Source organism: Mesorhizobium sp. M2E.F.Ca.ET.219.01.1.1 (assembly GCF_004016445.2).
In the GTDB taxonomy this organism is placed as follows: Bacteria; Pseudomonadota; Alphaproteobacteria; order Rhizobiales; family Rhizobiaceae; genus Mesorhizobium.
The window spans coordinates 1,010,803-1,032,106 of the sequence record NZ_SADT02000001.1 but is presented as its reverse complement, the minus strand read 5'-3'; the positions used below and the strand labels follow the sequence as shown (position 1 = coordinate 1,032,106).

General features: G+C 64.3%; 20 protein-coding genes. 2 read left to right on the top strand and 18 right to left on the bottom strand.

Annotated elements, in window-relative coordinates; all coding sequences use genetic code 11:
* Nucleotides 1-53 precede the first annotated feature (53 nt).
* Nucleotides 54-1,211, top strand: a complete 1,158-nt coding sequence (gene argE / locus EN862_RS04910) for an acetylornithine deacetylase (protein ID WP_127868613.1) — start codon at nt 54-56, stop codon at nt 1,209-1,211.
* A 3-nt stretch (nt 1,212-1,214) separates the two neighbouring features.
* Here argE and EN862_RS04905 read toward each other — a convergent pair whose 3' ends face one another.
* From EN862_RS04905 to EN862_RS04890, 4 genes are all read right to left on the bottom strand, one after another.
* On the bottom strand, nt 1,215-2,144 hold the full coding sequence (locus EN862_RS04905) for a LysR family transcriptional regulator (protein WP_127868612.1): 930 nt from the start codon (nt 2,142-2,144) through the stop codon (nt 1,215-1,217).
* 150 nt (nt 2,145-2,294) lie between these two features.
* Nucleotides 2,295-2,969, bottom strand: a complete 675-nt coding sequence (locus EN862_RS04900) for a DUF1028 domain-containing protein (RefSeq protein WP_127868611.1) — start codon at nt 2,967-2,969, stop codon at nt 2,295-2,297.
* Between the two features lie 5 nt (nt 2,970-2,974).
* Entirely contained in the window at nt 2,975-3,391 is a 417-nt protein-coding gene (locus EN862_RS04895; RefSeq protein ID WP_042647582.1) for a RidA family protein, read from the bottom strand.
* Nucleotides 3,392-3,426: 35 nt separating this feature from the next.
* Nucleotides 3,427-4,701 (bottom strand): NAD(P)/FAD-dependent oxidoreductase, encoded by a 1,275-nt coding sequence (locus EN862_RS04890; protein ID WP_127868610.1) that lies wholly within the window; start codon nt 4,699-4,701, stop codon nt 3,427-3,429.
* Nucleotides 4,702-4,936: 235 nt separating this feature from the next.
* Here EN862_RS04890 and EN862_RS04885 point away from each other — a divergent pair, with 235 nt between their 5' ends.
* Nucleotides 4,937-6,553 (top strand): GMC family oxidoreductase N-terminal domain-containing protein, encoded by a 1,617-nt coding sequence (locus EN862_RS04885; protein ID WP_127868609.1) that lies wholly within the window; start codon nt 4,937-4,939, stop codon nt 6,551-6,553.
* A 358-nt stretch (nt 6,554-6,911) separates the two neighbouring features.
* Here EN862_RS04885 and EN862_RS04880 read toward each other — a convergent pair whose 3' ends face one another.
* The 14 genes from EN862_RS04880 to ssuD all read right to left on the bottom strand — a co-directional run bounded on the left by EN862_RS04880 (nt 6,912) and on the right by ssuD (nt 21,085).
* Nucleotides 6,912-7,670 carry an ABC transporter ATP-binding protein gene (locus tag EN862_RS04880; protein WP_210235657.1) on the bottom strand — a complete coding sequence of 253 codons (759 nt, stop codon included), beginning with the start codon at nt 7,668-7,670 and terminating at the stop codon, nt 6,912-6,914.
* A gap of 122 nt (nt 7,671-7,792) precedes the next feature.
* A complete protein-coding gene (locus EN862_RS04875) occupies nt 7,793-8,596 on the bottom strand; it encodes an ABC transporter permease (protein WP_126081817.1) in 804 nt (267 codons plus the stop codon).
* Between the two features lie 89 nt (nt 8,597-8,685).
* Nucleotides 8,686-9,669, bottom strand: coding sequence for an ABC transporter substrate-binding protein (locus EN862_RS04870; protein ID WP_127868607.1), 984 nt, complete (start codon nt 9,667-9,669; stop codon nt 8,686-8,688).
* Between the two features lie 353 nt (nt 9,670-10,022).
* On the bottom strand, nt 10,023-10,583 hold the full coding sequence (msuE, locus tag EN862_RS04865; protein WP_127868606.1) for an FMN reductase: 561 nt from the start codon (nt 10,581-10,583) through the stop codon (nt 10,023-10,025).
* A 106-nt stretch (nt 10,584-10,689) separates the two neighbouring features.
* Nucleotides 10,690-11,937 carry an SfnB family sulfur acquisition oxidoreductase gene (locus tag EN862_RS04860; RefSeq protein ID WP_127868605.1) on the bottom strand — a complete coding sequence of 416 codons (1,248 nt, stop codon included), beginning with the start codon at nt 11,935-11,937 and terminating at the stop codon, nt 10,690-10,692.
* Nucleotides 11,938-11,961: 24 nt separating this feature from the next.
* Nucleotides 11,962-12,753: an ABC transporter ATP-binding protein gene (locus EN862_RS04855; RefSeq protein WP_127868604.1), complete on the bottom strand. Its 792-nt coding sequence runs from the start codon at nt 12,751-12,753 to the stop codon at nt 11,962-11,964.
* 72 nt (nt 12,754-12,825) lie between these two features.
* Nucleotides 12,826-14,166 (bottom strand): ABC transporter substrate-binding protein, encoded by a 1,341-nt coding sequence (locus tag EN862_RS04850; protein WP_112126904.1) that lies wholly within the window; start codon nt 14,164-14,166, stop codon nt 12,826-12,828.
* Nucleotides 14,167-14,255: 89 nt separating this feature from the next.
* The gene (locus tag EN862_RS04845; protein WP_127868603.1) at nt 14,256-15,296 is read right to left on the bottom strand and encodes a branched-chain amino acid ABC transporter permease; all 1,041 of its coding nucleotides are present in this window, start codon (nt 15,294-15,296) and stop codon (nt 14,256-14,258) included.
* Nucleotides 15,297-15,298: 2 nt separating this feature from the next.
* Entirely contained in the window at nt 15,299-16,195 is an 897-nt protein-coding gene (locus tag EN862_RS04840; RefSeq protein WP_189401074.1) for a branched-chain amino acid ABC transporter permease, read from the bottom strand.
* A complete protein-coding gene (locus EN862_RS04835) occupies nt 16,195-17,118 on the bottom strand; it encodes an ABC transporter ATP-binding protein (RefSeq protein ID WP_127868601.1) in 924 nt (307 codons plus the stop codon). Before EN862_RS04835 ends, EN862_RS04840 begins: the two co-directional genes overlap by 1 nt.
* 112 nt (nt 17,119-17,230) lie before the next feature.
* Entirely contained in the window at nt 17,231-18,334 is a 1,104-nt protein-coding gene (gene sfnG, locus EN862_RS04830) for a dimethylsulfone monooxygenase SfnG (RefSeq protein ID WP_127868600.1), read from the bottom strand.
* Nucleotides 18,335-18,497: 163 nt separating this feature from the next.
* Nucleotides 18,498-19,007 carry a hypothetical protein gene (locus EN862_RS37510; protein WP_348632065.1) on the bottom strand — a complete coding sequence of 170 codons (510 nt, stop codon included), beginning with the start codon at nt 19,005-19,007 and terminating at the stop codon, nt 18,498-18,500.
* Nucleotides 19,008-19,040: 33 nt separating this feature from the next.
* Nucleotides 19,041-19,916 carry an FAD-dependent oxidoreductase gene (locus EN862_RS37505; protein WP_348632064.1) on the bottom strand — a complete coding sequence of 292 codons (876 nt, stop codon included), beginning with the start codon at nt 19,914-19,916 and terminating at the stop codon, nt 19,041-19,043.
* Nucleotides 19,913-21,085, bottom strand: a complete 1,173-nt coding sequence (ssuD, locus tag EN862_RS04820) for an FMNH2-dependent alkanesulfonate monooxygenase (RefSeq protein ID WP_127868599.1) — start codon at nt 21,083-21,085, stop codon at nt 19,913-19,915. The genes EN862_RS37505 and ssuD overlap by 4 nt, the downstream gene beginning before the upstream one ends.
* Nucleotides 21,086-21,304 lie beyond the last annotated feature (219 nt).

The window sequence follows — 21,304 nt, the reverse complement described above, 5'->3', positions numbered from 1 at the left end:
GCGCCGCCACGCCACGATGCTACACAGCCGAGAGCGGCAACGAGGCAAGAGATATGGACAGCATCAGGATCCTCGAACGGCTGATCGCCTTCCCGACGGTGAGCCGTGACTCGAACCTCGACCTCATTGGCTACGCGGCGAACCTCCTGGAAGCCAACGGCATAGCCAGCCAGATCATCCACAGCGCCGACGGTCACAAGGCCAATCTCTTTGCCACGATCGGTCCGGCCAACAAGCCCGGCATCATGCTGTCCGGCCACACCGACGTCGTTCCCGTTGACGGCCAAAACTGGACGCTGCCGCCCTTCGCGATGACCCAACGCGACGGCAAGCTTTATGGGCGCGGCGCGGCGGACATGAAGGGTTTCGTGGCCTCGGCGCTCGCCGCCTGCCTCAAGGCTACGAAGATGGCGCTTCGCACGCCCTTGCATCTGGCGCTCTCCTATGACGAGGAGGTCGGCTGCCTCGGGGTGCGAGACCTGATCGAGATGCTGAGCGCGGCACCCCAACGCCCGCTGCTGTGTATTGTCGGCGAGCCGACCAACATGCAGGTGGCCACGGGGCACAAGGGCAAGCTCGCCGCACGCGCCGTCTGCAAGGGACGCGAGGGCCATTCGGCTCTTGCTCCGCTGGCGCTCAACGCCATCCATCTCGGTTGCGATTTCGTGCGCGCCTTGCGCGACGAACAGGAGCGGCTCGCCCGCGAAGGCCCGCGCGACGGCGATTACGACATTCCTTACACCACCGTGCATGTCGGCAAGATCAATGCCGGCGTGGCGCTCAACATCGTGCCCAACCTTTGCGAGGTGGAATTCGAGATCCGCAACGTCGCCGCCGACGATGCCGCCGGCATTCTCGACAGGCTCCGCGCTGCCGCGGCGCGCATTGCCTCTGACGCCGCTTCAATCGCCCCCGAAGCGGCGATCGACATCGAGATCACCAACACCTATCCGGGTCTCGATACGCCGGCGACGTTCGAAGCCGTCGCTTTCGTCAAATCACTGACCGGAGCCAACGACACCATGAAGGTCGCCTTCGGCACGGAAGGCGGATTGTTCAGCCGTGATCTCGGCACGCCTTCCGTCGTCTGCGGACCAGGCTCGATGGCGCAGGGGCACAAGCCGGACGAATATGTCAGCGTCGAGCAATTGCGGCGCTGCGACGAGATGCTGGAGCGACTGCTGTCGCGGCTCGCCGAAGGCTGGCCGTGACTCTTACTTGACGATGCGCTCGGTGCCGAAGACGCCCTGCTCGACGACGAAGCGGCGGCAGTGATCGATGAAGGCCTGCACCGTCAGCGTGCGGTGCTCGGCGTTGGGCAACGCAATGCCCATCATCAGCGGCCTGATGTCTCCCAGCAGGGGAACGAAGACCAGCAATTTGCCGTCCGGCGACATGGCGTTGAGCGGCCGCATGTTGGCGATGCCATAGCCGAAGCCGTTGGCGACCATCGAGCGCATCACGGCGATGTCGCCGGTGCGCTCGGCGATCCTGGGCCGCAGGCCCTGGAACGCCGAAAGGAAGTATTCCCGGCTGTAGGGCAGATCGAGCAGCACCATCGGCTCGTCGACCAGTTCCTCCGGCGTGATGCCCGCCCTCGTCGCCAGCCGATGCGCGGCCGGCAGCATCACATAGGCCGGCAACTGGATCAGCGGCTCGAACGTCATGTCCTGCGACAATTCGAGATCGTAGGTAAGTGCTGCGTCTATTTCGCCACGCTGCAGCATCTCGAACAATTGTCCCTGGTTGCGCTCGAACTGGCGGACCCGCACATCCGGATAGGCGTCCTCGAACTTTCTGCGCAGCGCCGGCAGCACGATCTGCGCGAAAGTGAGCAGGCAGCCGACCGCCAGCGGTCCGCGCACCTTTTCGGCGATATCGCCGGCAATGTCGTGCAGCGCGTCCGCATCGTTGAGCAGCCGCGCGGCCTCCTTGAGGAACAGGCGCCCGCCCGCCGTCAGCGCCAGCGCATGCGAATGCTTGCGCACGAAGAGCTGGACGCCGAACTCCGCTTCGAGCTGCGCGATCGACGCCGAGATCGACGGCGGCGAGACATTCACCTGCTCGGCCGCCTTGGCGATTGAGCCGGCTTCGCCAACGGCGACGAAATATTCGAGCTGTCTGAGCGTGAAGCGGAGCGGCATGGGCTGCTATGATGCCCGTTTGGTCGCTGCAATCAAGTCGCGGCCGCTCCTGCCCTCGATGAAAGCTTTGTCACGAAAACGGATCACGGACGCCTTGCCGACCCACTCCTTGTGGCTGAGTTCGCGCAGACTTGCTCCAGACTGCCGGTATTACTCGTCACCGGGCACGCCGTAGCTCGGCGCGTCGGACGGATTGAGGGCGCGGGTGACGTAGGCATCGAGCTGAGGCTTGTAGATCTCCCACAGCGCAGCCAGCTGCTCGATCGGGCAATCCTCGGTCCAGTCGCAGCGCAGATCGGCGACGGGCCAGGACACATCGCGCACCAGCTTCATGCCCGCGGAGCGGACAGGCCCCGCCTCGCCGCCCGCCTTGAGCGCGGCGCGCATGGTGGCGATCAGCCGGTCGCCGAGATGGCCATCGGAAGCGAGGAAGGCATCGACCATGGCTTGCGGGATGCCGCCATTTGCGAGCAGGTTGCCGCCGCAGGCGACATCCTCGCCGCGTGCCTCAGCCCAGATGCCGAGCGCCTTCGGCCCGGAATGGATCGCGCCGCCGCCGGCCGCGTCGACCGCCAGCACCTGCCGGTATTCGCTGAAGGCGGCCGTGCGCTTGATGATCGCGACCGCCTCGGCGGCGGAGGCGCCGCGCGCCATCAGCTCCAGCGCCCGGACCCCGAGCGTCGGGTCGGTGACGTTCTGGCTGGCGACCGCGCCGACGCCGGCCTGCGCATAGGCGCAGCGCGCCGCGACCGCGGGGGACGACGAGGACACCGCCACCCCGAACATGCCCGTGCGCCTGCAGCGCGCGACGATGGAAAAGGTCATGACGCTCAGTCCGGAATGACGGCGGTGCCGTCGATTTCGACCAGCCATTCCGGCCGCGCCAGCGCCGACACGACCAGCCCGGTCGACACCGGATGCACGCCCTTGATGTATTCGCCCATCGTCCGATAGACGGCCTCGCGATGGCGGACGTCGGTGATGTAGACGACCACCTTCACAAGATGCTCCATCGTGCCGCCGCACTCCTCGATGAGCTGCCTGATGTTCTGCATGACCTTGTGCGTCTGCTCGGCCGGATCGTGGCTGTCGATGTTCTTGGCCGTGTCGAGATCCTGCGGGCACTGGCCGCGCAGATAGACGGTGCGGCCGCCACGCGTGACGACGGCCTGGCAGAGGTCGTTGTCGAGCTTCTGCTCGGGATAGGTTTCCTTGGTGTTGAATTTGCGAATTCGCGTATGCGCCATCTTGGTCTCCAATTGGGTCGGGCTCGCAGCGTTGGTCAGGCGTCCACGGGCTCGCGCTTCGCGGCGGCGTGGTAGGCCAGATATTTGCGGTGCGTCGAAATACGGTCTGCCACATGCTTGGCATCATGCCAGACGCCCCAGATGAAGCTCGACCCCCTGCGCGACTGCCAGGGCAGGCCCAGGAAATAAATCCCCGGCTCGACCGAGACGCCGCGCTGATGCCGTGGCCGGCCCTTCTCGTCGAAGGCATCGACCTTCAGCCAGCTGTAGTCGACGGCGAAGCCTGTCGCCCACAGGATCGTCGCCACGCCGGCTTCGGCAAGATCCAGCTCGAGGATCGGATTGGTCACGCATGCCGGGTCCGGGCCTATTTTGCGGAGAGCGGGCTCTTCCGGAAGGTCGAGGCCGTTGCGCGCGACATAGGCATCGGCTTCGTCCAGCAGCGACATCAGATTGGCGTCGCCTCGGGCAATATTCTTCGCAAGATCCGGCGCGAAACTCATCACGCCATCCTGGTACGCCTTGGTCATGCCGACCAGCGTGAGCCCCTGCGCGGCCAGGCGACGGAAATCGATCGTCTCGCCACCGCGCGCGCCGCTTACAGCAATCGTGACATGTTCCGTGCCAGACCCTGGCGTTTCGAGGTCCCATTTCCCGAGAACGCCAAGCCACCAGCAGAAGTCGCGCCCACGATAGGAACGCGGCGGACGGTCATGCGCGCCGACGGAAAGATAGACGCGCCGTCCGGCGCGCTGGAGCTCATCGGCAATTTGCACGCCCGAAGATCCCGCGCCGACCACCAGCACCGCGCCCTTTGGCAATTGCGCCGGATTGCGGTACGCGCTGGAGTGGATTTGCAGGAGACCGGCATCGGCAGGAACGAGAGAGGGGATGACGGGGACCTGGAAAGGTCCGGTCGCGGCGACGACACTGTTGGCCTCGATCACGCCATCCGACGTCTCGACGCGAAATCCCGGACGGCCGACATTCCTCTGCACGAGCTTGACCTCGACGCCGCAGCGGATCGGCGCGTTGATCTGCTTTGCGTAGGCGACGAAATAGTCGGCGACCTCCTCCTTCGACGGAAAGCCGTCGGGGCCGGTCATAGAAAACTCCAGGCCCGGGAATCGGTCATGCCAGGCCGGACCGTTGGCGACCAGCGAGTCCCAGCGCTGCGAGCGCCAGCGCTCGGCAATCCGGCCGCGCTCGAGAACCAGATGAGGCACGCCGCATTTGCTCAGGTGCTCGCTCATGGCCACCCCCGCCTGGCCGCCTCCAACGACAAGCGTGTCTACCGTTTCAACCGACATGCTCAGTCCTTTTTTGATCATCCGACAGCTTCCGCTGCGCGGGATGAAACCCGATCTTGGGCAGTGGGTGGATGCAGATAGGCTGCGCCATCCGACCGCTTCTTACTGGCGCTCACAAGTAGCAGCACGTGCCGGCGCGAGCCCATAACGAATCTCCGAAGTCACGCGTAACCATTTCCGAATTTCTCGCGCCCATGGACGCACCTAGAGTTCCGCCATTCTCGAGGGGCTGGGCATGCAGACTGAGAGCTTTGACTACATTGTCGTGGGCGCCGGCTCGGCCGGTTGCGTGGTGGCCAATCGGCTGAGCGCCGACCCATCGGTCAAAGTGTGCCTGATCGAGGCCGGAGGCAGCGACAACAGCCTGCGGGTCAAGGTGCCGGCGGGCATTCTCTCGCTCTATGGAAACCCAAACTACGACTATTGTTTCGTCGGCGTGCCGCAACCGCAGCTCAACAACCGCAGCATTCCAGTCAACCGCGGCAAGGCGCTGGGCGGATCGAGCTCGATCAACTCGATGGTCTATATCCGCGGCGCCGCCGAGGATTATGACGAATGGGCCGGTCTCGGCTGCGCCGGCTGGGCCTACCGCGACGTGCTGCCCGTGTTCAGGAAGCTGGAGTGCAACCTGCTTGGCCAGGACTCGCGCTATCACGGCAGCGACGGCGAATTGCTGGTCGACAATCCGCGCGATCCGAACGTGCTTTCAAGCATGTTCGTCAAGGCCGGCAAGAACGCCGACCTCCCCGCCAACGCCGACTTCAACGCCGAAAGCCAGTATGGCCTTGGCATCTACAACGTCACGCAGGATCGCGGGCAGCGCTTCAGCAGCTTCAGCGCCTTTATGCGTCCGGTGCTTCATCGCAAGAACCTGACATTGCTCAGCCAATGCGAGGTGATCGATCTGGTCATCGCCGAGGGTCGCGCCACGGGACTGCGCATTCGGCATCAGGGCCAGCAGAAGACGCTCTCGGCCAGCCGCGAGATCGTGCTTTCGGCCGGTGCCATCAACTCGCCCAGGATATTGATGGCCTCGGGGATCGGTTCCGCTGCCGAACTCCAAGCGATCGGCATCGCGCCGGTGCTCGACCTGCCGGGCGTCGGCAAGAACCTGCAGGACCATGTCGACGGCATGATCACCGTGCGCTCCAGGAGCACCAGGACGCTCGGCCTGTCGCTTGCCAATCTGCCGCGCATCGCGGCAGCGCCTTTCCAGTATTTCGCGCGCCGCAAGGGCATGCTCACCACCAACTATGTCGAAGCCGGCGGCTTTGCCAAAACCAGGTACACGAATGGCCTGCCCGACATCCAGTTCCACTTCGTGCCTGGATATCGCAGCCATCGCGGCAGGCTGATCGAATACGGTCACGGCTACGCCATTCACACCTGCGTTCTGAGGCCGAAAAGCGTGGGCGAGATCAGGCTGTCGCGCGACAATTCCCGCCGCGACGTCCTCATCGACCACCGCTTCTTCACGCATGAAGACGACGCCATGGTGCTGGTTGAAGGCATCAAGATCGCGCGCCGGATTTTTGCCTCGCCCGAGTTCGACAGCGTGCGCGGCAAGGAGATGCTTCCGGGCAAGGATGTAAGCAGCGACGACGAGATCCTGGCCTATCTGTGCGCCGAGGCGCTGACCGTCTATCACCCGGTCGGGACCTGCAAGATGGGAACCGACGACATGGCCGTCGTCGATCCGGCGACGCTCAAGGTGCGGGGCGTCGAAGGGCTTCGCGTCGCGGATGCTTCGGTCATGCCGAAACTGATCGGCGGCAACACCAACGCGCCAAGCATGATGATCGGCCAGAAGGCTTCCGAGATGATCCTCGGCTCGGCGCGCAACGGCAAATAGGTCGCAGCTATTTCGGTGAACCGTCACAAACGTCCGGAATTGGCTTAAGCCCTCCAAACCTCGTCATTTTAGGGCGGAGCAAGGAGCGAAGCGACGCGCGCAGACCCTAGAATCCATTCCGTGAAGTTGAGGCGTCGCCGCGGTGCAGAATTCTGCTCCGCTGCATTCTTCGACCAAGGTCACGGAATGGATCCTCGGGTCTCCGCGTCCGCTTCGCTCCCGCTCCGCCCGTGGATGACGAAGCTGAGAGGCTTCGGCCAACCCCCAGCATCTGCGCTGATTTCACGAAAATAGACGATGAAAATCGTGCCGCCTACAAGCCTGCAACCTTTTCAGAAACCCTATGTCGAGAGGCTGTTTAGTGATCCTCGTCGATCTCGTCGTGCAGGAGGCCGAGGATGCGGCGCTTGAGCGCGATGAAGTCGGGCTCGAGGATCACGTCCATCGAACGCGGCCGCGGGATGTCGACCTTGATCTCGGCCTTGATCTTGCCGGGCCGCGCCGTCATCACCAGGACGCGATCGCCCAGCACCAGCGCCTCGTCGATGTCGTGAGTGACGAAAAGCACCGTCTTCTGCTGCCGCTCCCACACGCCCAGCAACAGCTTCTGCATGGTGCCGCGCGTCTGGCTGTCGAGCGCGCCGAACGGCTCGTCCATCAGCAGCACGGCCGGGTCGTTGGCGAGCGCCCGCGCGATCGCAACGCGCTGCTTCATGCCGCCGGAAAGCTGCGCGGGATAGTGGTCCGCGAAGGGCGCGAGGCCGACCTCATTGAGATACTGATCGACGATCTGCTTGCGCTGCTCCGCCGGCAGGCCCTTGCGTTTCGGTCCATATTCGATGTTGGCGCGCACCGTAAGCCAGGGAAACAAGGTATAGCTCTGGAACACCATGCCCCTGTCGGGACCGGGTTCGATCACTTCCCTGCCGTCGACCTTGATGCTGCCGGAGGTCGCGTCGTTGAGGCCGGCGGCAAGATAGAGCAGGCTGGATTTGCCGCATCCCGAGGGGCCGACGATGACGCAGAATTCGTTCTTGGCTACCTTGAGCGACACATCGTCCAGCGCCAGCACGCCATTGGCATCGCCATAGCGCAATGTCACGTCCTCGATGGCCATGGTGGTGACGGCCGAACGCTGATCGACGGCTGCATGGGCCGCGCCGTCCAAATTGTTCGCCTTGATGGTTTCGGTCATCGCTACCCTTGATCCGGCTGCGGTTTGCGAGGAGGCGTTCATAGTCAGGCTGCCCATGGCGCGACCCTTGCCCGGAGAATGCGGAATGCCGTGTCGGTGATGAGGCCGAGAAGCCCGATCGCGGCGATCGCCATGAAGATCACGTCGACCTGGAAGCCGCGCATCGCCTTGAGGCTGATATAGCCGAGCCCGCTCGACGCCGCGACGAGTTCCGCCACGACCAGATAGGTCCAGGCCCAGCCCATGGTGACGCGGAGCGTGTCGAGGATCGCCGGAAGCGCTGCGGGGAAAATGACGTGCCACACCGCCTCGCTGCGCTTTGTGCCCAGTGTGTAGGAGGCGTTGACCAGGTCCCTCGATACGCTGCGCGCGCAGTCGGAAATCATCACCAGCTGCTGGAAGAACGTGCCGAAGAAGATGACTGCGATGCGCTGCTCGATACCGATGCCGATCCACAGGATGAACAGCGGCACGAAAGAGGTCACCGGCAGATAGCGGATGAAGTTGACCAGCGGCTCAAGCGGCGCCTGCACTGCCCGGTAGGTGCCCATCCACAGCCCCAGCGGCACTGCGATCGCCGAGGACACGATGAAGCCCAGGATCACCACCTTGGCGCTGGTGAAAGTATGATAGAAAAGACTGCCGTCCAGCGACATGCGATAGGCCGTCTGCAGCACGGTTCCGGGCGTCGGCAGGAACATGTTCGGCACGACGCGGCCGTAGGACAGAAGAGCCCAGCCGCCGATCACGGCTATCCACATTGCCAATGCGAGCGTGGTTGCAGTGCTGGCGGGAATGTTGGCGAATGGGGTCGTCAGGCGTGTCCACGCCGTCCGCCTCTGTGCCATAAGATGGCCTCCGTGATTTATGCGCGAAACTCTGGCTTTCGAGAAAACAGGGCCGGCCCCGAGGGACCAACCCTGTCAGTTTCGAAAGCTCACTGTTCCTTGATGAAATCGGTATCGAGGATGGTTTTCGAGTCGATCGTCATCTTGAGCTTGCCGGCCTTGCCCCAGACATCCTGGGCGAAGTTCACCAGGTCGGCCGCCTCGCTCTTTTCCGGCGTGCCGAAGAATTCCAGGTTGCGGGCGCGGTCGTAGTAGCGCACGCCCTGGGCGCCGGCCGCGAAATCCTCGGGCTTCTCGAGATAGCCGCCAATGCCCTTGGCCATGATCTCATAAGCCTTGTCCGGATTGGTCTTGATGTAGTCGAGCGCCTTGTAATAGCCCTTGATCAAAGCCTTCACATCCTCGGGATGCTTCTCGATCAGGTCGCATTTGAGCGCGATCACGTCGACGATCAGGCCAGGCGTCGTCGTGGAGTCGATCAGCACCTTGCCTTTGCCGCCCTTGCGGACTTCGGTGAGGTGCGGCTCCCAGGTCACGGCGGCGGGAACCTGGCCGGCGATGAAGGCCGTCGCGGCGTCGTCGGCGGTCATGTTGGTGACACTGACATCGTCCTCGGTCATGCCTTCCTTCTTCAGGAGCACGTTGAACCAGAATTCGGAAACGGAGCCCTCGTTCAGGGCCACGGGCTGGCCCTTCAGATCCTTGAGCGACTTGACGTCGGCCTGCGTGACGACGCCGTCGCCGCCGTGGCTGTCGTCAAGCGCCACGACATATTTGAAGCAGAGGTCGTCGGAGCGGTACTTCATCAGTTCGTCGACTGTGGATGCCGCGCCATCGAGATCGCCGCCGGCGACCGCCGCCATATAGAGCGCCGATTCTTCGATCACTTTCAGATCGACATCAACGCCGGCCTCCTTGAAGTAGCCGAGGTCGCGGGCAAGAAAGAGCGGCCCGTAGCCGACCCAGGTGGTCATGCCGAGGCGAATGGCGCCCGCGTCAGCGGGAGCGGCAAGTCCCAGGCCGAGCAGGCCCGCGCCGACCGCGGTCAGCAGGCAATTGCGGAATGTCTTCATTGTCGTGGTTCCCCATGGCTGTTGCTGGCATCGGCCCATTCGAGTGGCGTATGCCAGGCTGTCGTTTCGGCAGCCGCTCTCTTGTTATGCGTCGCCCTCCCAGGCGGGCCTTGTTCTAGGTCCCGCAAGAGAGCATCCGGGCCGGGTCGCCAAAAGAAGTCTTTTTCTGTCCTTTGCTTCGCCGAAACCGAAGCAGCAGCCCTTCCCTTGTCGTTGAACTCGAATTGACGGCGCCAGGCGATTGCAGTTCCGGCGGATGTGCCAATGACCGCGGGCCGGCGTCCGCTGCGATGCAGACCGCCGATTAGAAAGCAAACTATTTGGGGATTTGCCGCTGGGGCACCGCCGTATGACTATTCGGCGGCCACTCTGACACCCGATTTATCGGCAAGCAAAACGGCGATCCCATCGACGGCCTGCGCCGCCCGCTTCAGGATTAGGTCGGACCGGAGCACACCATCGGTAAAATCCTTGTCGGTGGCATAGACAGCCGTCGGCAGCGTGAAGGCTTCGAAGAAGCCGAACAGCGGCCGCAGCTGGTGCTCCACGACCAGGGCATGTCGCTCACCGCCTCCGGTCGCAGTCAGCAGCACCGGCTTGCCCCTCAGCGCCGACGGATCGATCAGATCGAAGAAATGCTTGAACAGCCCGGTATAGCTGCCCTTGTAGGTCGGCGAGCCGACCACGAGCACGTCGGCTGCAATGACCTGCGTCAGGATCGCCTGCCCCTGCTCATCGAGATCGCGCGACCATTTGGCTGCGCCTAGCGACGGGCCGACATCGTCGATGTCATAAGTGTGGCCCGTCAGGCCATGGCGCGTGGCGATGTCCTGGACGACGAGATCGACGAAACTGCGCGTCTTCGACGGACGGGTGATGTTGCCGGAAAAGCCGACGATTGCTGGGCTGGACATGGAACGGACCTCCAAGGGTGCTCCGGATTGACATTTGGGCGGCCATGCCGGCCGCCGCTTGGCGAAAGCGTGGCCGAGGCCTGCCGGCCTCGGCGGGCCGGCGCGATCAGCTCCAGGCGTGCAACGGCGGGTTCTCGCCGTTGAGGAAATACTTGCCGAGGATGGCGTATTTCCAGCGCACCGGATCGTGCAGCGTGTGGGTGCGGGCGTTGCGCCAGTGCCGGTCGAGATTGTGCTCGGCGAGCGTCGAGCGCGTGCCCGCCAGTTCGAACAGCTTGTTGGTCGCCGCGATCGCGATCTCGGTCGACAGGATCTTCGCTTCCGCGGTGACGATCTGCGCATGCGCCACCGTCTCGGCGGTCGGCTCGGCGACTGCGCGGTCGATGGCATGGCCGGCCTTTTCGAGCAACGCCTGGGCAGCATGCAGTCGAAGCGTCAGGTCGCCGACCGCCTGGATCGTGTAGGGATCGTCCCAGGCATTGTCGACGCCGCTGTCGATCCAAGCGCGGCTCCTGGTCCTGACGAAGTTGACCGTTTCGTCGATCGCCGCCTGTGCTATGCCGGTGTCCACCGCCACCTGGATGATCTGGAAGATGGCGCCGTCTGCGGTCGGCTTGTCGTAACCCTTGTAACCCGGAACGAGATGCGTCTTCGGCACCTTGACGTTGTCGATGATCACGGTGCCCGACAGCGTCGTGCGCTGGCCGAAGCTCGACCAGTCGTCGATCACGGTCAGGCCGGGCGCGCCGCGATCGGCGATCGCGTACCAGGCCCGGCCCTCGTCGTCGAGCGCAACGATCGGCACCAGATGGGCAAGCAGCGCGCCCGATGAATAGAATTTCTGGCCGTTGACGATGACATGGTCGCCGGCGTCGGTGTACTTCGTCTCGAAATCGGCGGCGCGCTTGGAGCCGAATTCGGAAAAGGCGTTGCCGAACCGCGTCCCCTTCAGCACTTCGGCAAAGAGCAGCGCCTGCTGGTCCTTGTCGGAGACGGTGCGGATGGCCGCGACGACGCCGAGATGGTTCTGCGCGATCTGGCCTATCGAGGAATCGGCCGCCGAGATGATCTCGATCACCTTGGCCAAAGTCGCGTAGGACACTTCCGGCCCGCCGAACGCCTTCGGCACATTGATCGACCACAGGCCGCTCTGCGAGAACTGGTCGAGCTCGGCCACCGGCCAGATCCGCTCGCGATCGCGCTTGGAGGACTCCTTGACGAACTCGGCCGCAAGGCGATGCGCGACCGCGATCGCTTCGGCGTCGTCCTTGATGATATGCGCGGCGGTGGCCGGACGCGGCACCGGTGGAACGGCGGCCGCCGCTTTGTCGGTCTTCAGGTTGGACACAGTCATTTCATGGCTCCTTGGGATTTCGGTTCACACGACGGCGTGGAGATGGGTTGGTTGGGCGGCGGGCGAAGGCTGTTGTCCGAGATAGAAGGCGCGCACATCCTCGCGCTGGCGCAGGCTGGCGGCGGCGCCGGAGAGAACCGAGACCCCGTTCTCGAGCACCGTCGCATGATCGGCATAGCCAAGCGCGACCGCCGAATTCTGCTCGGCGACCAGGATCGACAGGCCGGCCTCCCGGTTCAGCTTTCTAAGCGTCTGGAAGATGTCCTGGACGATGAGCGGGGCAAGCCCCATCGACGGTTCGTCGAGGACGAGCAGGCGCGGTCGCGACATCAGCGCCCGGCCGATTGCCGTCATCTGCTGTTCGCCGCCCGAGGTCAGCCCCGACAAGGTCCGCCGCTTTTCCCGCAGCCGGGGGAAATGGGCATAGACCCGTTCCAGATCCCGATTGATCTCGGCGCGGCTGCCGCTGCGGCCGATGCCACCGGAAACCAGGTTCTCCTCGACGCTCAGGCTCTTGAAGCAGTGGCGGCCTTCCAGCACCTGGACGAGCCCGGCACGCACCAGGTCGCCCGGCTTTCGCCGCGAGACGTCCTCGCCATCGAACCTGATCGAACCGGCGGTGATCTGGCCACGCTCGGCCGGCAGCAGGTTGGAGACAGCTTTCAGCGTGGTGGTCTTGCCGGCGCCGTTGGCGCCGAGCAGCGCCAGCATCTCGCCTTGCCTGATCTCGAAGCTGACGCCGTGCAACGCCGTGATGGCGTGATTGTAGGTGGCGTGGATATTGTCCACGGCGAGGATGACGTCATTGCCCGGCATCGCGCGCTTCCCTGATGTGTGCGAAGTGGATGACCGGGCGTCGCAGTATAATCCGGCGCCCGGTCCGTTGGATCAGTTGGTGGCGGCCACCGCTTCGGCATCGGCTGCGGTGCGCGGCTTGATGCCCTTCTCGGCCGCATAGGCTTCAGCCGACTTTTCGATGATCGGCCGCAGAAGTGCCCAGTCGGGGGCGATCCAGTCGGAGACGACGTTCCACTTCTTGCCGTCCCACTGCTGGAAGGTCACGTAGCCTTCGCCTTCGTGGTTGTCCCAACTGACATTGATGGAGTGGAACAGGTCCTTGGCGCCGAGCGCTTCAACCTTGGCCGGATCGAGCTTGAGGTGCTCGAAGCCCCAGCGGACCTCGTCGCCGGTCAGGGTGCGATGGCCGAACTTCTCCTGCGCGATGCGGATTGCCTCGACATTGAGGATGCCGTTGACGATGCCGAGATTATGATAGACCGAGCCGATGCGCGACTTGTCCTCGAGGTTGCCCTTGCCGGCGCCGTAGACGGTCTTCACGATCTCCTGCACAACCGGATAGGTGTTGCCCGAAGCCTGCGTGGTGATCGCGGTGTAGCCCTTGGCGGCGTCGCCGGCCGGGATGACGTCTTCTTCCGAATTCGACCAGACATTGCCGATGATGTGGTCGACCGGATAGCCGACCTTCACCGCCGTCTTCAGCGCCACCGGGTTCATCACGCCCCAGCCGCGCAACACGACGAAGTCCGGCTTGGCGCGGCGGATCGTCAGCCATTGCGACTGCTGCTCGTTGCCGGGGTGCGGTACCTCGATCTGCTGCACGGTGAAGCCGTATTTCTGCGCCAGGAGCTCGTAGATCGGGATCGTCTCCTTGCCGTAGGGCGAGCCGTGATAGAGCACGACGATCTTCTTGCCCTTCAGCTTGTCGATGCCGCCTTCCTTGGCGGCGATGTAGTTCACGATGCCGGAGGTCTCGCTGTAGGGGTTGAGCAGCAGCGGGAAGACATAAGGGAAGACCCGCCCGTCGGTGGAGTCGGTGCGGCCGTGATTGACCGTGATCAGCGGCACCTTGTCGGCGGTGATGCGGTCGATCATGGCGTAGGCGATGCCGACCGAGAGCGGATTCCAGGCGGCAGCGCCGGCATGGCTCTTCTGACGCTCGTAGCATTCGACGCCGCGCTCGACCTCATACTGGGTCTCGCACTCGTCCCATGTCAGCTTGACGCCGTTGACGCCGCCGTCGCGGATGTTGATCAGGTTGAGATAATCGATGAAGCCGCCGAAGAAGCCGGTGCCGCCGGCCGCATAGGGCCCGACGCGATAGCTCTGCAGCGGGAAATATTGCTCGTCGGCATGGGCGGCCGGCAAGGCCACCGACACGGCCAGCGCCGCCGAGATGGCAATCGCCTTGACTGTGCTGAGGAAGGTCATGGTTCGAGGGTCTCCAGTATGGGCCTTGGTTTGGCCTGGTTCATTCTCTGAATGCTTGCAGTGTTGGAGCGCGCGGCTGCCAACCGGTCTCAGCTCGATTGCCAAGCGAGCGAGAGCCGTCTCCGGACCCTGTCCCAGAGGGCGACCAGCCCGTCCGGTTCCAGGATCAGAAAGAGGATGATGAGCGCGCCGAGCACGATGCGCTGGCTCATGTCGAGCACGCCGGAATCGAAGAGGTCGCCGAGCAGGAAGCCGCCGAGGCGCGACAGCACCAGCGGGAAGACGACGATAAGCGATGCACCCAGGAAAGCCCCGCGTATCGAGGCGAGCCCGCCGATGATGATGATGAACAGGATCTGGAACGAGCGGTCGAGGTCGAAGCCCGCCGGCTCGACGGTCCTGAGATAGGCGAACGCCCAGATGACGCCGGCGACGCCGATGATGAAGGACGAGATGGCGAAGGCGAGCAGCTTCGTCTTCAGCACCGGAATGCCGATGATGCGCGCCGCCGTGTCGTTGTCGCGGATGGCGATGAAGTTGCGTCCTGTCTGCGAGGTGACCAGCCGATGGGCGAGGAAGGTGAGGACGACGACGACGGTAAGCGCGAAGAGATAACGACCGACCGCGCCGTCAAACTCGAAGCCGGCGATGGAAAGCTTCGGCGCGTCGATGACGCCTGACGCCGAGTCGTTGGAGAACCAGCTGAACTTGGTTAGCGCCCATTGCACGAAGAACTGCGCGGCAAGTGTCGAGACCGCCAGGTAGAAGCCTTTCAGCCGCAGGCTGGGCAGGCCGAAGACGATGCCGATCGCGGCAGCCACGAGGCCGGAAAGGATGATGCTGGCGACGAGCGGCAGGCCTTCGATACGCAGGCTGAAATTATAGGCGGCGAAAGCGCCGGCCGCCATGAAGGCGGCGCTGCCGAGCGACACCTGGCCGGCATAGCCGGTGAGGATGTTCAGCCCCACGCCCGCCAGGCTGAGCGCCAGGAAAGGCAGCAGGATCGCCTCGAACAGGTAGGAGTTGCCGATCAGCGGGATGACGACATAGGCGAAGGCGATGAGGAGCAGCGGCGCCAGCCATTTCGGCAGCGCGGCGGCCGGAGACAGTTGCGTGGCGATGGCGCTCATCGTCAGACCCTTTCGACAAGCTTCTGGCCGAACAGGCCTGATGGGCGGATGAGCAGGAAGACGAGCGCCACGACATAGGCGAACCAGCTTTCGATGCCGCCGCCGAAATAGTCGCCGATATAGACCTCGGCGAGCTTCTCGCTGGCGCCGATCAGAAGCCCGCCGACGATCGCGCCGAGGATGGAATCGAAGCCGCCCAGCACCAGCACCGGCAGCGCCTTGAGCACCACCAGCGAGAGCGAGAACTGGACGCCGAGACGCGCGCCCCAGAGCAGTCCGGCCACCAGCGCGACGAGGCCGGCCGCGGCCCACACGCTCGCCCAGATCAGCGGCAGCCTGAGCCCGACGGCTAAAGCGGCGAACTGATCGTCGGCGACGGCGCGGAAGCTCAAGCCGATGCGGGTGTAGCGGAAGAACAGCGACAAGAGCAGCACCATGGCCGCGGCCACCGCGGCGGCAAAGATGTCGAACTGGCTGATCAGCACACCGCCGACTTCCAGCGGCACATCCTCGATGCCGAGCTCGAGGCCGTGCACCTGCGTGCCCCAGATGAGCTGGGCGGCGCCCTCGATGATGTAGGAGAGGCCGAGCGTGGCCATGAAAAGCGTGATCGGCGGCTTGTTGGTCAACGGCCTCAGCACCGTGCGCTCGATGCCGATGCCGAGCGCCACCATGATGGCGAAGGTGACGGCCAAGGCCAGAGCGAACGGGACGCCGCGCTCGACGAGGCTGACGAAGGTCAGCGCCGCAAACAGAAGCAGCGCGCCTTGCGCGAAATTGAGCACGCCGGAGGTCTTGTAGATCAGCACGAAGCCGATCGCGACCAGCGAGTACATGACACCCGACAGCAGGCCGCCGGTCAGCACTTCGAGGAAGAACTGGTAGTCGAAGTCGCCGATCATATGTCTGCCCCCTCTTCATTGCCGGAGGCGACGCCGAGATAGGCGTCGATGACACGCTGGTCGTTCCTGACCTCCTCCGGCGTGCCGTCGGCGATCTTGCGCCCGTAGTCGAGCACGGCGATGCGATCCGACAGGCCCATGACGACGCCGACATCGTGCTCGATCAGCACGACGGTGGTGGCGAAGCGGTCGCGCGCGGCGCGCACATAGGCCGCCATCTCGCTCTTCTCGCCCGCCGTCATGCCGGCCATGGGCTCGTCGAGCAAAAGCAGCCGCGGTTCGGCGACCAGCGCCCGGGCAAGCTCGGCACGCTTCTGCAGACCATAGGGCAGCGTGCCGGCCAGCCGGTCGCGGACGTCGGTCAAGTGCAGGAATTCGAGAACCTGGTCGGCGCGCCCGCGCTGCTCCTGCTGCTCGCGGCGGGTGCGGCCTATGCCGAGTATCTGTCCGGCGAAGTTGGATCTGGTCCGATAGGCAAGGCCGGACGTGACATTGTCGAGGACGCTGAGCCCCTTGAACAGAGCGAGATTCTGAAAGGTGCGGGCGACGCCCAGACGCGCCAGCCGTTGCGTCGGGACCTGGGCATAGCGCGCGCCATAGAGCCGGACGTGGCCGCGATCAGCCCGATAGACGCCGCTGATGACATTGATCAGCGAGCTCTTACCGGCGCCGTTCGGGCCGATGATGGCGCGTATTTCACCCGGTCGAACCGACAGATCGACATCCGCCAGCGCCACCACGCCACCGAAAGACAGCCCTATGCCCTCAAGGGCAAGAAGCGGCGCGGCATCTTCCGCCGCAGGCTGTCGAGGCCTGTCGCCGTGAGCCTGCCGCTGAGCGGCCGGCAGCCCTTGCGCGAAGACCTCCGGCGCATAGACCGAAGCCTCGATCGCCCCGAAAGCATGGTTGGATATCGGCATTCCATCGTTCCCCAACTGTAGAAGGCACGCACGGTCCCGGCCGCGCGCCCGACCGGCGCGCGGTTCATCATCGTCGGCTGGCCGGAGGATCTCCGGCCGGCGGCTGGCGTTGTTATTCGGCGGCGAGCGCCGCCGCGGCTTCCGCGTTTTCCAGCTCGCGCACGAGCGGGATGACATGCTTGCCGAAATACTCGACCTCTTCCTGGAAGTGCAGGAAGCCGAGCAGGATGAGATCGGCGCCGGCACGCTTGAGATCGACGATGCGCTCGGCTACCTGTTTCGGCGTGCCGATCAGGTTCGAGCGGAAACCGTCATTGTACTGCACCAGATCGTCGAAGGACGACTTCGCCCAATTGCCCTCGCCTTCCGGCGAAGCCTTGCCGGCGTTCTTGACCTCGTGGCCGAAGGCATTGACGGCCTCCGGATTGGCCTTGGCGATGATCTCGGCCAGCACCCCCTTTGCCTCCTCCTCAGTCTCGCGCACGATGGCGAAAGCGTTGACGCCGACCTTGACCGAGTGGTTGTTGGCCTTGGCTTTGGCCTGGATGTCGTCGACCTGCTTGGCGATCTCGGCGGGCGTGTTGCCATTGGTGAAGTACCAGTCCGAAACGCGCGAGGCCATGTCGCGCGCGGCGCGCGACGAGCCGCCCTGGAAGATCTCCGGCAACGGCTTCAGCGGCTTCGGCTTCAGCGAATACTGGTTGAAGCGGTAGAAGTCGCCACGGAAGGTGAAGCTGTCCTCGGTCCAGATGCCGCGCAGCGCGCGGATGAATTCTTCCGAGCGGCGATAGCGCTCGTCATGGTCGAGCCAATGCTCGCCGATGGCGTGGAATTCGCCGCGGAACCAGCCAGAAACGAGATTGATGGCGACGCGGCCGCCGGTCAGATAGCTGATGGTGGCGAGCTGCTTCGCCGCCAGCGCCGGGTTCCACGGCCCCGGCAGGATCGCCGCGATCACCTTCAGCGTCTTGGTGGCGGCGAGCAGGTCGTGGCTGAACGATACCGACTCATGCTGCTCGTCGGCGCCATAGCCGGCCGTGAAGCGGATCTGGCTCAGCGCATAATCGAAGCCCGCCTGCTCGGCGATCTGCGCCAGCTTGCGGTTGTACTCGGCCGAGTGGTTGGTCCTCTGCTCGATGTTCGAAATGACAAGGCCACCCGAGACGTTCGGCACCCAATAAGCGAATTTGACTGCGTCGCGATTGTTCTGCGGCATGGAGATCTCCCGGTTTGGCCTGTCCCAACGATTGATCCGGACGTGGCCGGATTTCGTCGCTAATTATTAGTCTACTGAGTATATATACAAAGTAGGATTTTCCGTTTTGATGGCCCTGCCCGGACGGAAATACCAATTCGCTTGCCTGCACCGTCGTGGATTTTCAGCGCCCGCTCACGAACGACGACAAGGCGCCGAGCCGGCTTTCGATCTCGGAGGCGACCGCTTGCGCGTGACGCGCCACTTCCGGCAGGCCCATCAGCTCGCCGAAGGTGCCGCGTGCCAATGGTCCGGCAATGAAAAGGCCGGGCACAGGCCCGCCGTCCGGACCGACGGCGCGACTGTCGCGCCCGGTTGCAATGCCGAGCCCATGGCTGTCGATCCGGATCAGGCCGGCATCGCCAAGCGAGCGCAGCGCCGGATTGATCCGCAGCGTCTTGCCATGCGCCGGCCCCGTTGTGTTGATCACCGCGTCGAAATGCATCGTCTCGAATTGCCTTTGACCGCGCCGGCGCAAAGTAATGGCCAGGCCGTCTCCGTCGTCGTTCGAGGCCACAAGGCTCGCGGCGATATTATCGAACGTGCCCTCGGCGCGGCGGCGATCGAGCACCGCCTCGACCTGCGGCGCGATGCGGAAGCGATGCACGTCCCAGAACGCGCGCAGCCGCCGCACCAGCCGAGTGCGCTGATCTTCCTTGAGAGCGGACTAGATTACCGGTCCCTGCAGCCGCAGCTGATCGAAGACTGACTGCCAGTTGACGCCGCGGGCATTGGCCGCTGCCAGCGTCGAGCGGATATTTTCGAGCAATCCGAGCGCGGTCGTGGCCGGCATGGCAGTGAAATCGCCAAAAGGTTCGCCACGTACTCGCGGGTGCCCGCGCGAACGCAATCCATGGCGTGACACGGTCAGGATACGCCCGCGATGGCCGCGGCGATCGAGCTCGGCGACGGTGTCGGCCGAGGTCAGGCCGGAGCCGACGATCAGCACCGACGCTTCGGGAGCGATCGAACCAAGCGCATCGCCAGAGTAGACATCGGCAACGAAACCCTCCGCATCGGCGATCGACTCCAGCGCGACCGGAACATCGGGCGACGGATGCGTCATGGCGAGAACCACTATGTCGGCGGCGATCGGTTGACCGGAAGCGGTCACGATCCAGCCGTTGCCGTCGCGCTTCACGTCGCTGGCACGATCTCGAACATGGCGGATCGCTCCGCTGGCGATATGCGGCGCCAGTTGCTCGGCAACGTAGCGGCCGAAGACCTGGCGCCTGGGAAAGATGTCGCCGTTACGCCATACCGCATCCGGGTCGCGCTCGGCCTCGCCGCCATGCGCCAGCCAGTGCGAAAAATGCTCCGGCTCGTCCGGCGACAGGCTCATCCTGGACGCTGGCACGTTGACGCGATGCGACGGCTCCTCGCTGGAATAGGCCAGCCCGCCGCCGAGGAACGGACGCGGCTCTATGATCGTGATCAATGGCCGGGCGGACTGGCGCGCCAGATGCCAGGCCACGGCTGCGCCGGTAAAGCCGCCGCCGAGAACGACAACATGGCTTCGCGGCCGGGGCGGCAGCGCGTTCACGAGGCGCTGGCGAGCGATTTCGGACGATGGTCGCCGGCGATCGTTTCGCCGAAAGGACCGGTGTTGACGGACGAGCCGGGCGCCTTGACCGGATGTTCGGTCGGCAGATGCGGCAGCACCAGCTCGCCAAAGCGGTAGGCTTCTTCCAGATGCGGGTAGCCGGACAGGATGAAGGTATCGATGCCGAGCCGCCGGTATTCGTCGATGCGCTCGGCAATGGTATCGGGGTCGCCGACCAGGGCCGTGCCGGCGCCGCCGCGCACCAGGCCGACGCCGGCCCACAGGTTCGGCGCGATCTCGAGCTTGGACCGGTCGCCGCCATGCAGCGCGCTCATCCGCGCCTGGCCGACCGAGTCCATGCGCGAAAAGACCTTCTGCGCCGAGGCGATGGTCGCGTCGTCGAGACGGCTGATCAGCCTGTCGGCGGCGGCCCAGGCTTCCGCGGTGGTTTCGCGGGCGATGACATGCAGGCGAATGCCGAAGGAGAGTTTGCGCCCGGCCTTTTCGGCGAGCTCGCGCACGCCGTCCAGCTTGCGCGCGACATCGGCAGGCGGTTCGCCCCAGGTCAGGTATTTGTCGATCTCCTGCGCCGCCACGGTCGATCCCGCATCGGAAGACCCGCCGAAATAGAGCGGCGGATAGGGCGTCTGCACCGGCGGGAACAGGAGGCGGCCATCCTCGATGCGGAAATGCTTGCCCTGATGCTCGACCGTCTCGCCGCTCAGCACGCGCTTGTAGATCTGCAGGAATTCCTGCGTCACCTCATAGCGCTCGGCATGCGACAGGAAGATGCCGTCGCCCTTGTTCTCCAGCGGGTCGCCGCCGGTGACGACATTGATCAGCAGCCGTCCGTTCGAGATACGATCGAGCGTTGCCGTCATGCGCGCCGCGAGCGTCGGCGACTGCAGCCCGGGCCGGACCGCGACGAGGAAGCGCAGCCGCTTCGTCAGCGGCGCCAGGGCCGATGCGATCACCCAGGAATCCTCGCAGGACCTACCCGTCGGCAGGAGCACGCCGTAGTAGCCAAGCGTGTCGGCCGCCTGCGCCACTTGCGTCAGATAAGGCAGGTCGACCGCCCGGCCCCCTTCCGAGGTGCCAAGATAGCGACTGTCGCCATGGGTCGGCAGGAACCACAGGACTTTGATGCGATCGGGGGTTTCATGAACCATGCCTGTTTGTTCCTATGGCGTGAAACTGCCTCGACGTGGCCGTGAAGCATCGCCCTATAGGGTATTATTCCATTAAATCTGTAGAGATAGATTATTCCAATTCGGCCGCCTGCTTCGGAAATTTTTCTCGGGCAGTCAAACCGCGCGACCGCTCTAAGGCGTGTTGAGATTCAGGTCAGGCCGAGTCGGAGTCGAAGACGGGCGCGAAGCGACCAAACT

Excerpts from the sequence above, each read along its gene's own strand:
- argE (WP_127868613.1), top strand. The coding sequence starts at position 54 with ATGGACAGCATCAGGATCCTCGAACGGCTGATCGCCTTCCCGACGGTG.
- EN862_RS04905 (WP_127868612.1), bottom strand. The coding sequence starts at position 2,144 with ATGCCGCTCCGCTTCACGCTCAGACAGCTCGAATATTTCGTCGCCGTT.
- EN862_RS04900 (WP_127868611.1), bottom strand. The coding sequence starts at position 2,969 with ATGACCTTTTCCATCGTCGCGCGCTGCAGGCGCACGGGCATGTTCGGG.
- EN862_RS04895 (WP_042647582.1), bottom strand. The coding sequence starts at position 3,391 with ATGGCGCATACGCGAATTCGCAAATTCAACACCAAGGAAACCTATCCC.
- EN862_RS04890 (WP_127868610.1), bottom strand. The coding sequence starts at position 4,701 with ATGTCGGTTGAAACGGTAGACACGCTTGTCGTTGGAGGCGGCCAGGCG.
- EN862_RS04885 (WP_127868609.1), top strand. The coding sequence starts at position 4,937 with ATGCAGACTGAGAGCTTTGACTACATTGTCGTGGGCGCCGGCTCGGCC.
- EN862_RS04880 (WP_210235657.1), bottom strand. The coding sequence starts at position 7,670 with ATGGCCATCGAGGACGTGACATTGCGCTATGGCGATGCCAATGGCGTG.
- EN862_RS04875 (WP_126081817.1), bottom strand. The coding sequence starts at position 8,596 with ATGGCACAGAGGCGGACGGCGTGGACACGCCTGACGACCCCATTCGCC.
- EN862_RS04870 (WP_127868607.1), bottom strand. The coding sequence starts at position 9,669 with ATGAAGACATTCCGCAATTGCCTGCTGACCGCGGTCGGCGCGGGCCTG.
- msuE (WP_127868606.1), bottom strand. The coding sequence starts at position 10,583 with ATGTCCAGCCCAGCAATCGTCGGCTTTTCCGGCAACATCACCCGTCCG.
- EN862_RS04860 (WP_127868605.1), bottom strand. The coding sequence starts at position 11,937 with ATGACTGTGTCCAACCTGAAGACCGACAAAGCGGCGGCCGCCGTTCCA.
- EN862_RS04855 (WP_127868604.1), bottom strand. The coding sequence starts at position 12,753 with ATGCCGGGCAATGACGTCATCCTCGCCGTGGACAATATCCACGCCACC.
- EN862_RS04850 (WP_112126904.1), bottom strand. The coding sequence starts at position 14,166 with ATGACCTTCCTCAGCACAGTCAAGGCGATTGCCATCTCGGCGGCGCTG.
- EN862_RS04845 (WP_127868603.1), bottom strand. The coding sequence starts at position 15,296 with ATGAGCGCCATCGCCACGCAACTGTCTCCGGCCGCCGCGCTGCCGAAA.
- EN862_RS04835 (WP_127868601.1), bottom strand. The coding sequence starts at position 17,118 with ATGCCGATATCCAACCATGCTTTCGGGGCGATCGAGGCTTCGGTCTAT.
- sfnG (WP_127868600.1), bottom strand. The coding sequence starts at position 18,334 with ATGCCGCAGAACAATCGCGACGCAGTCAAATTCGCTTATTGGGTGCCG.
- ssuD (WP_127868599.1), bottom strand. The coding sequence starts at position 21,085 with ATGGTTCATGAAACCCCCGATCGCATCAAAGTCCTGTGGTTCCTGCCG.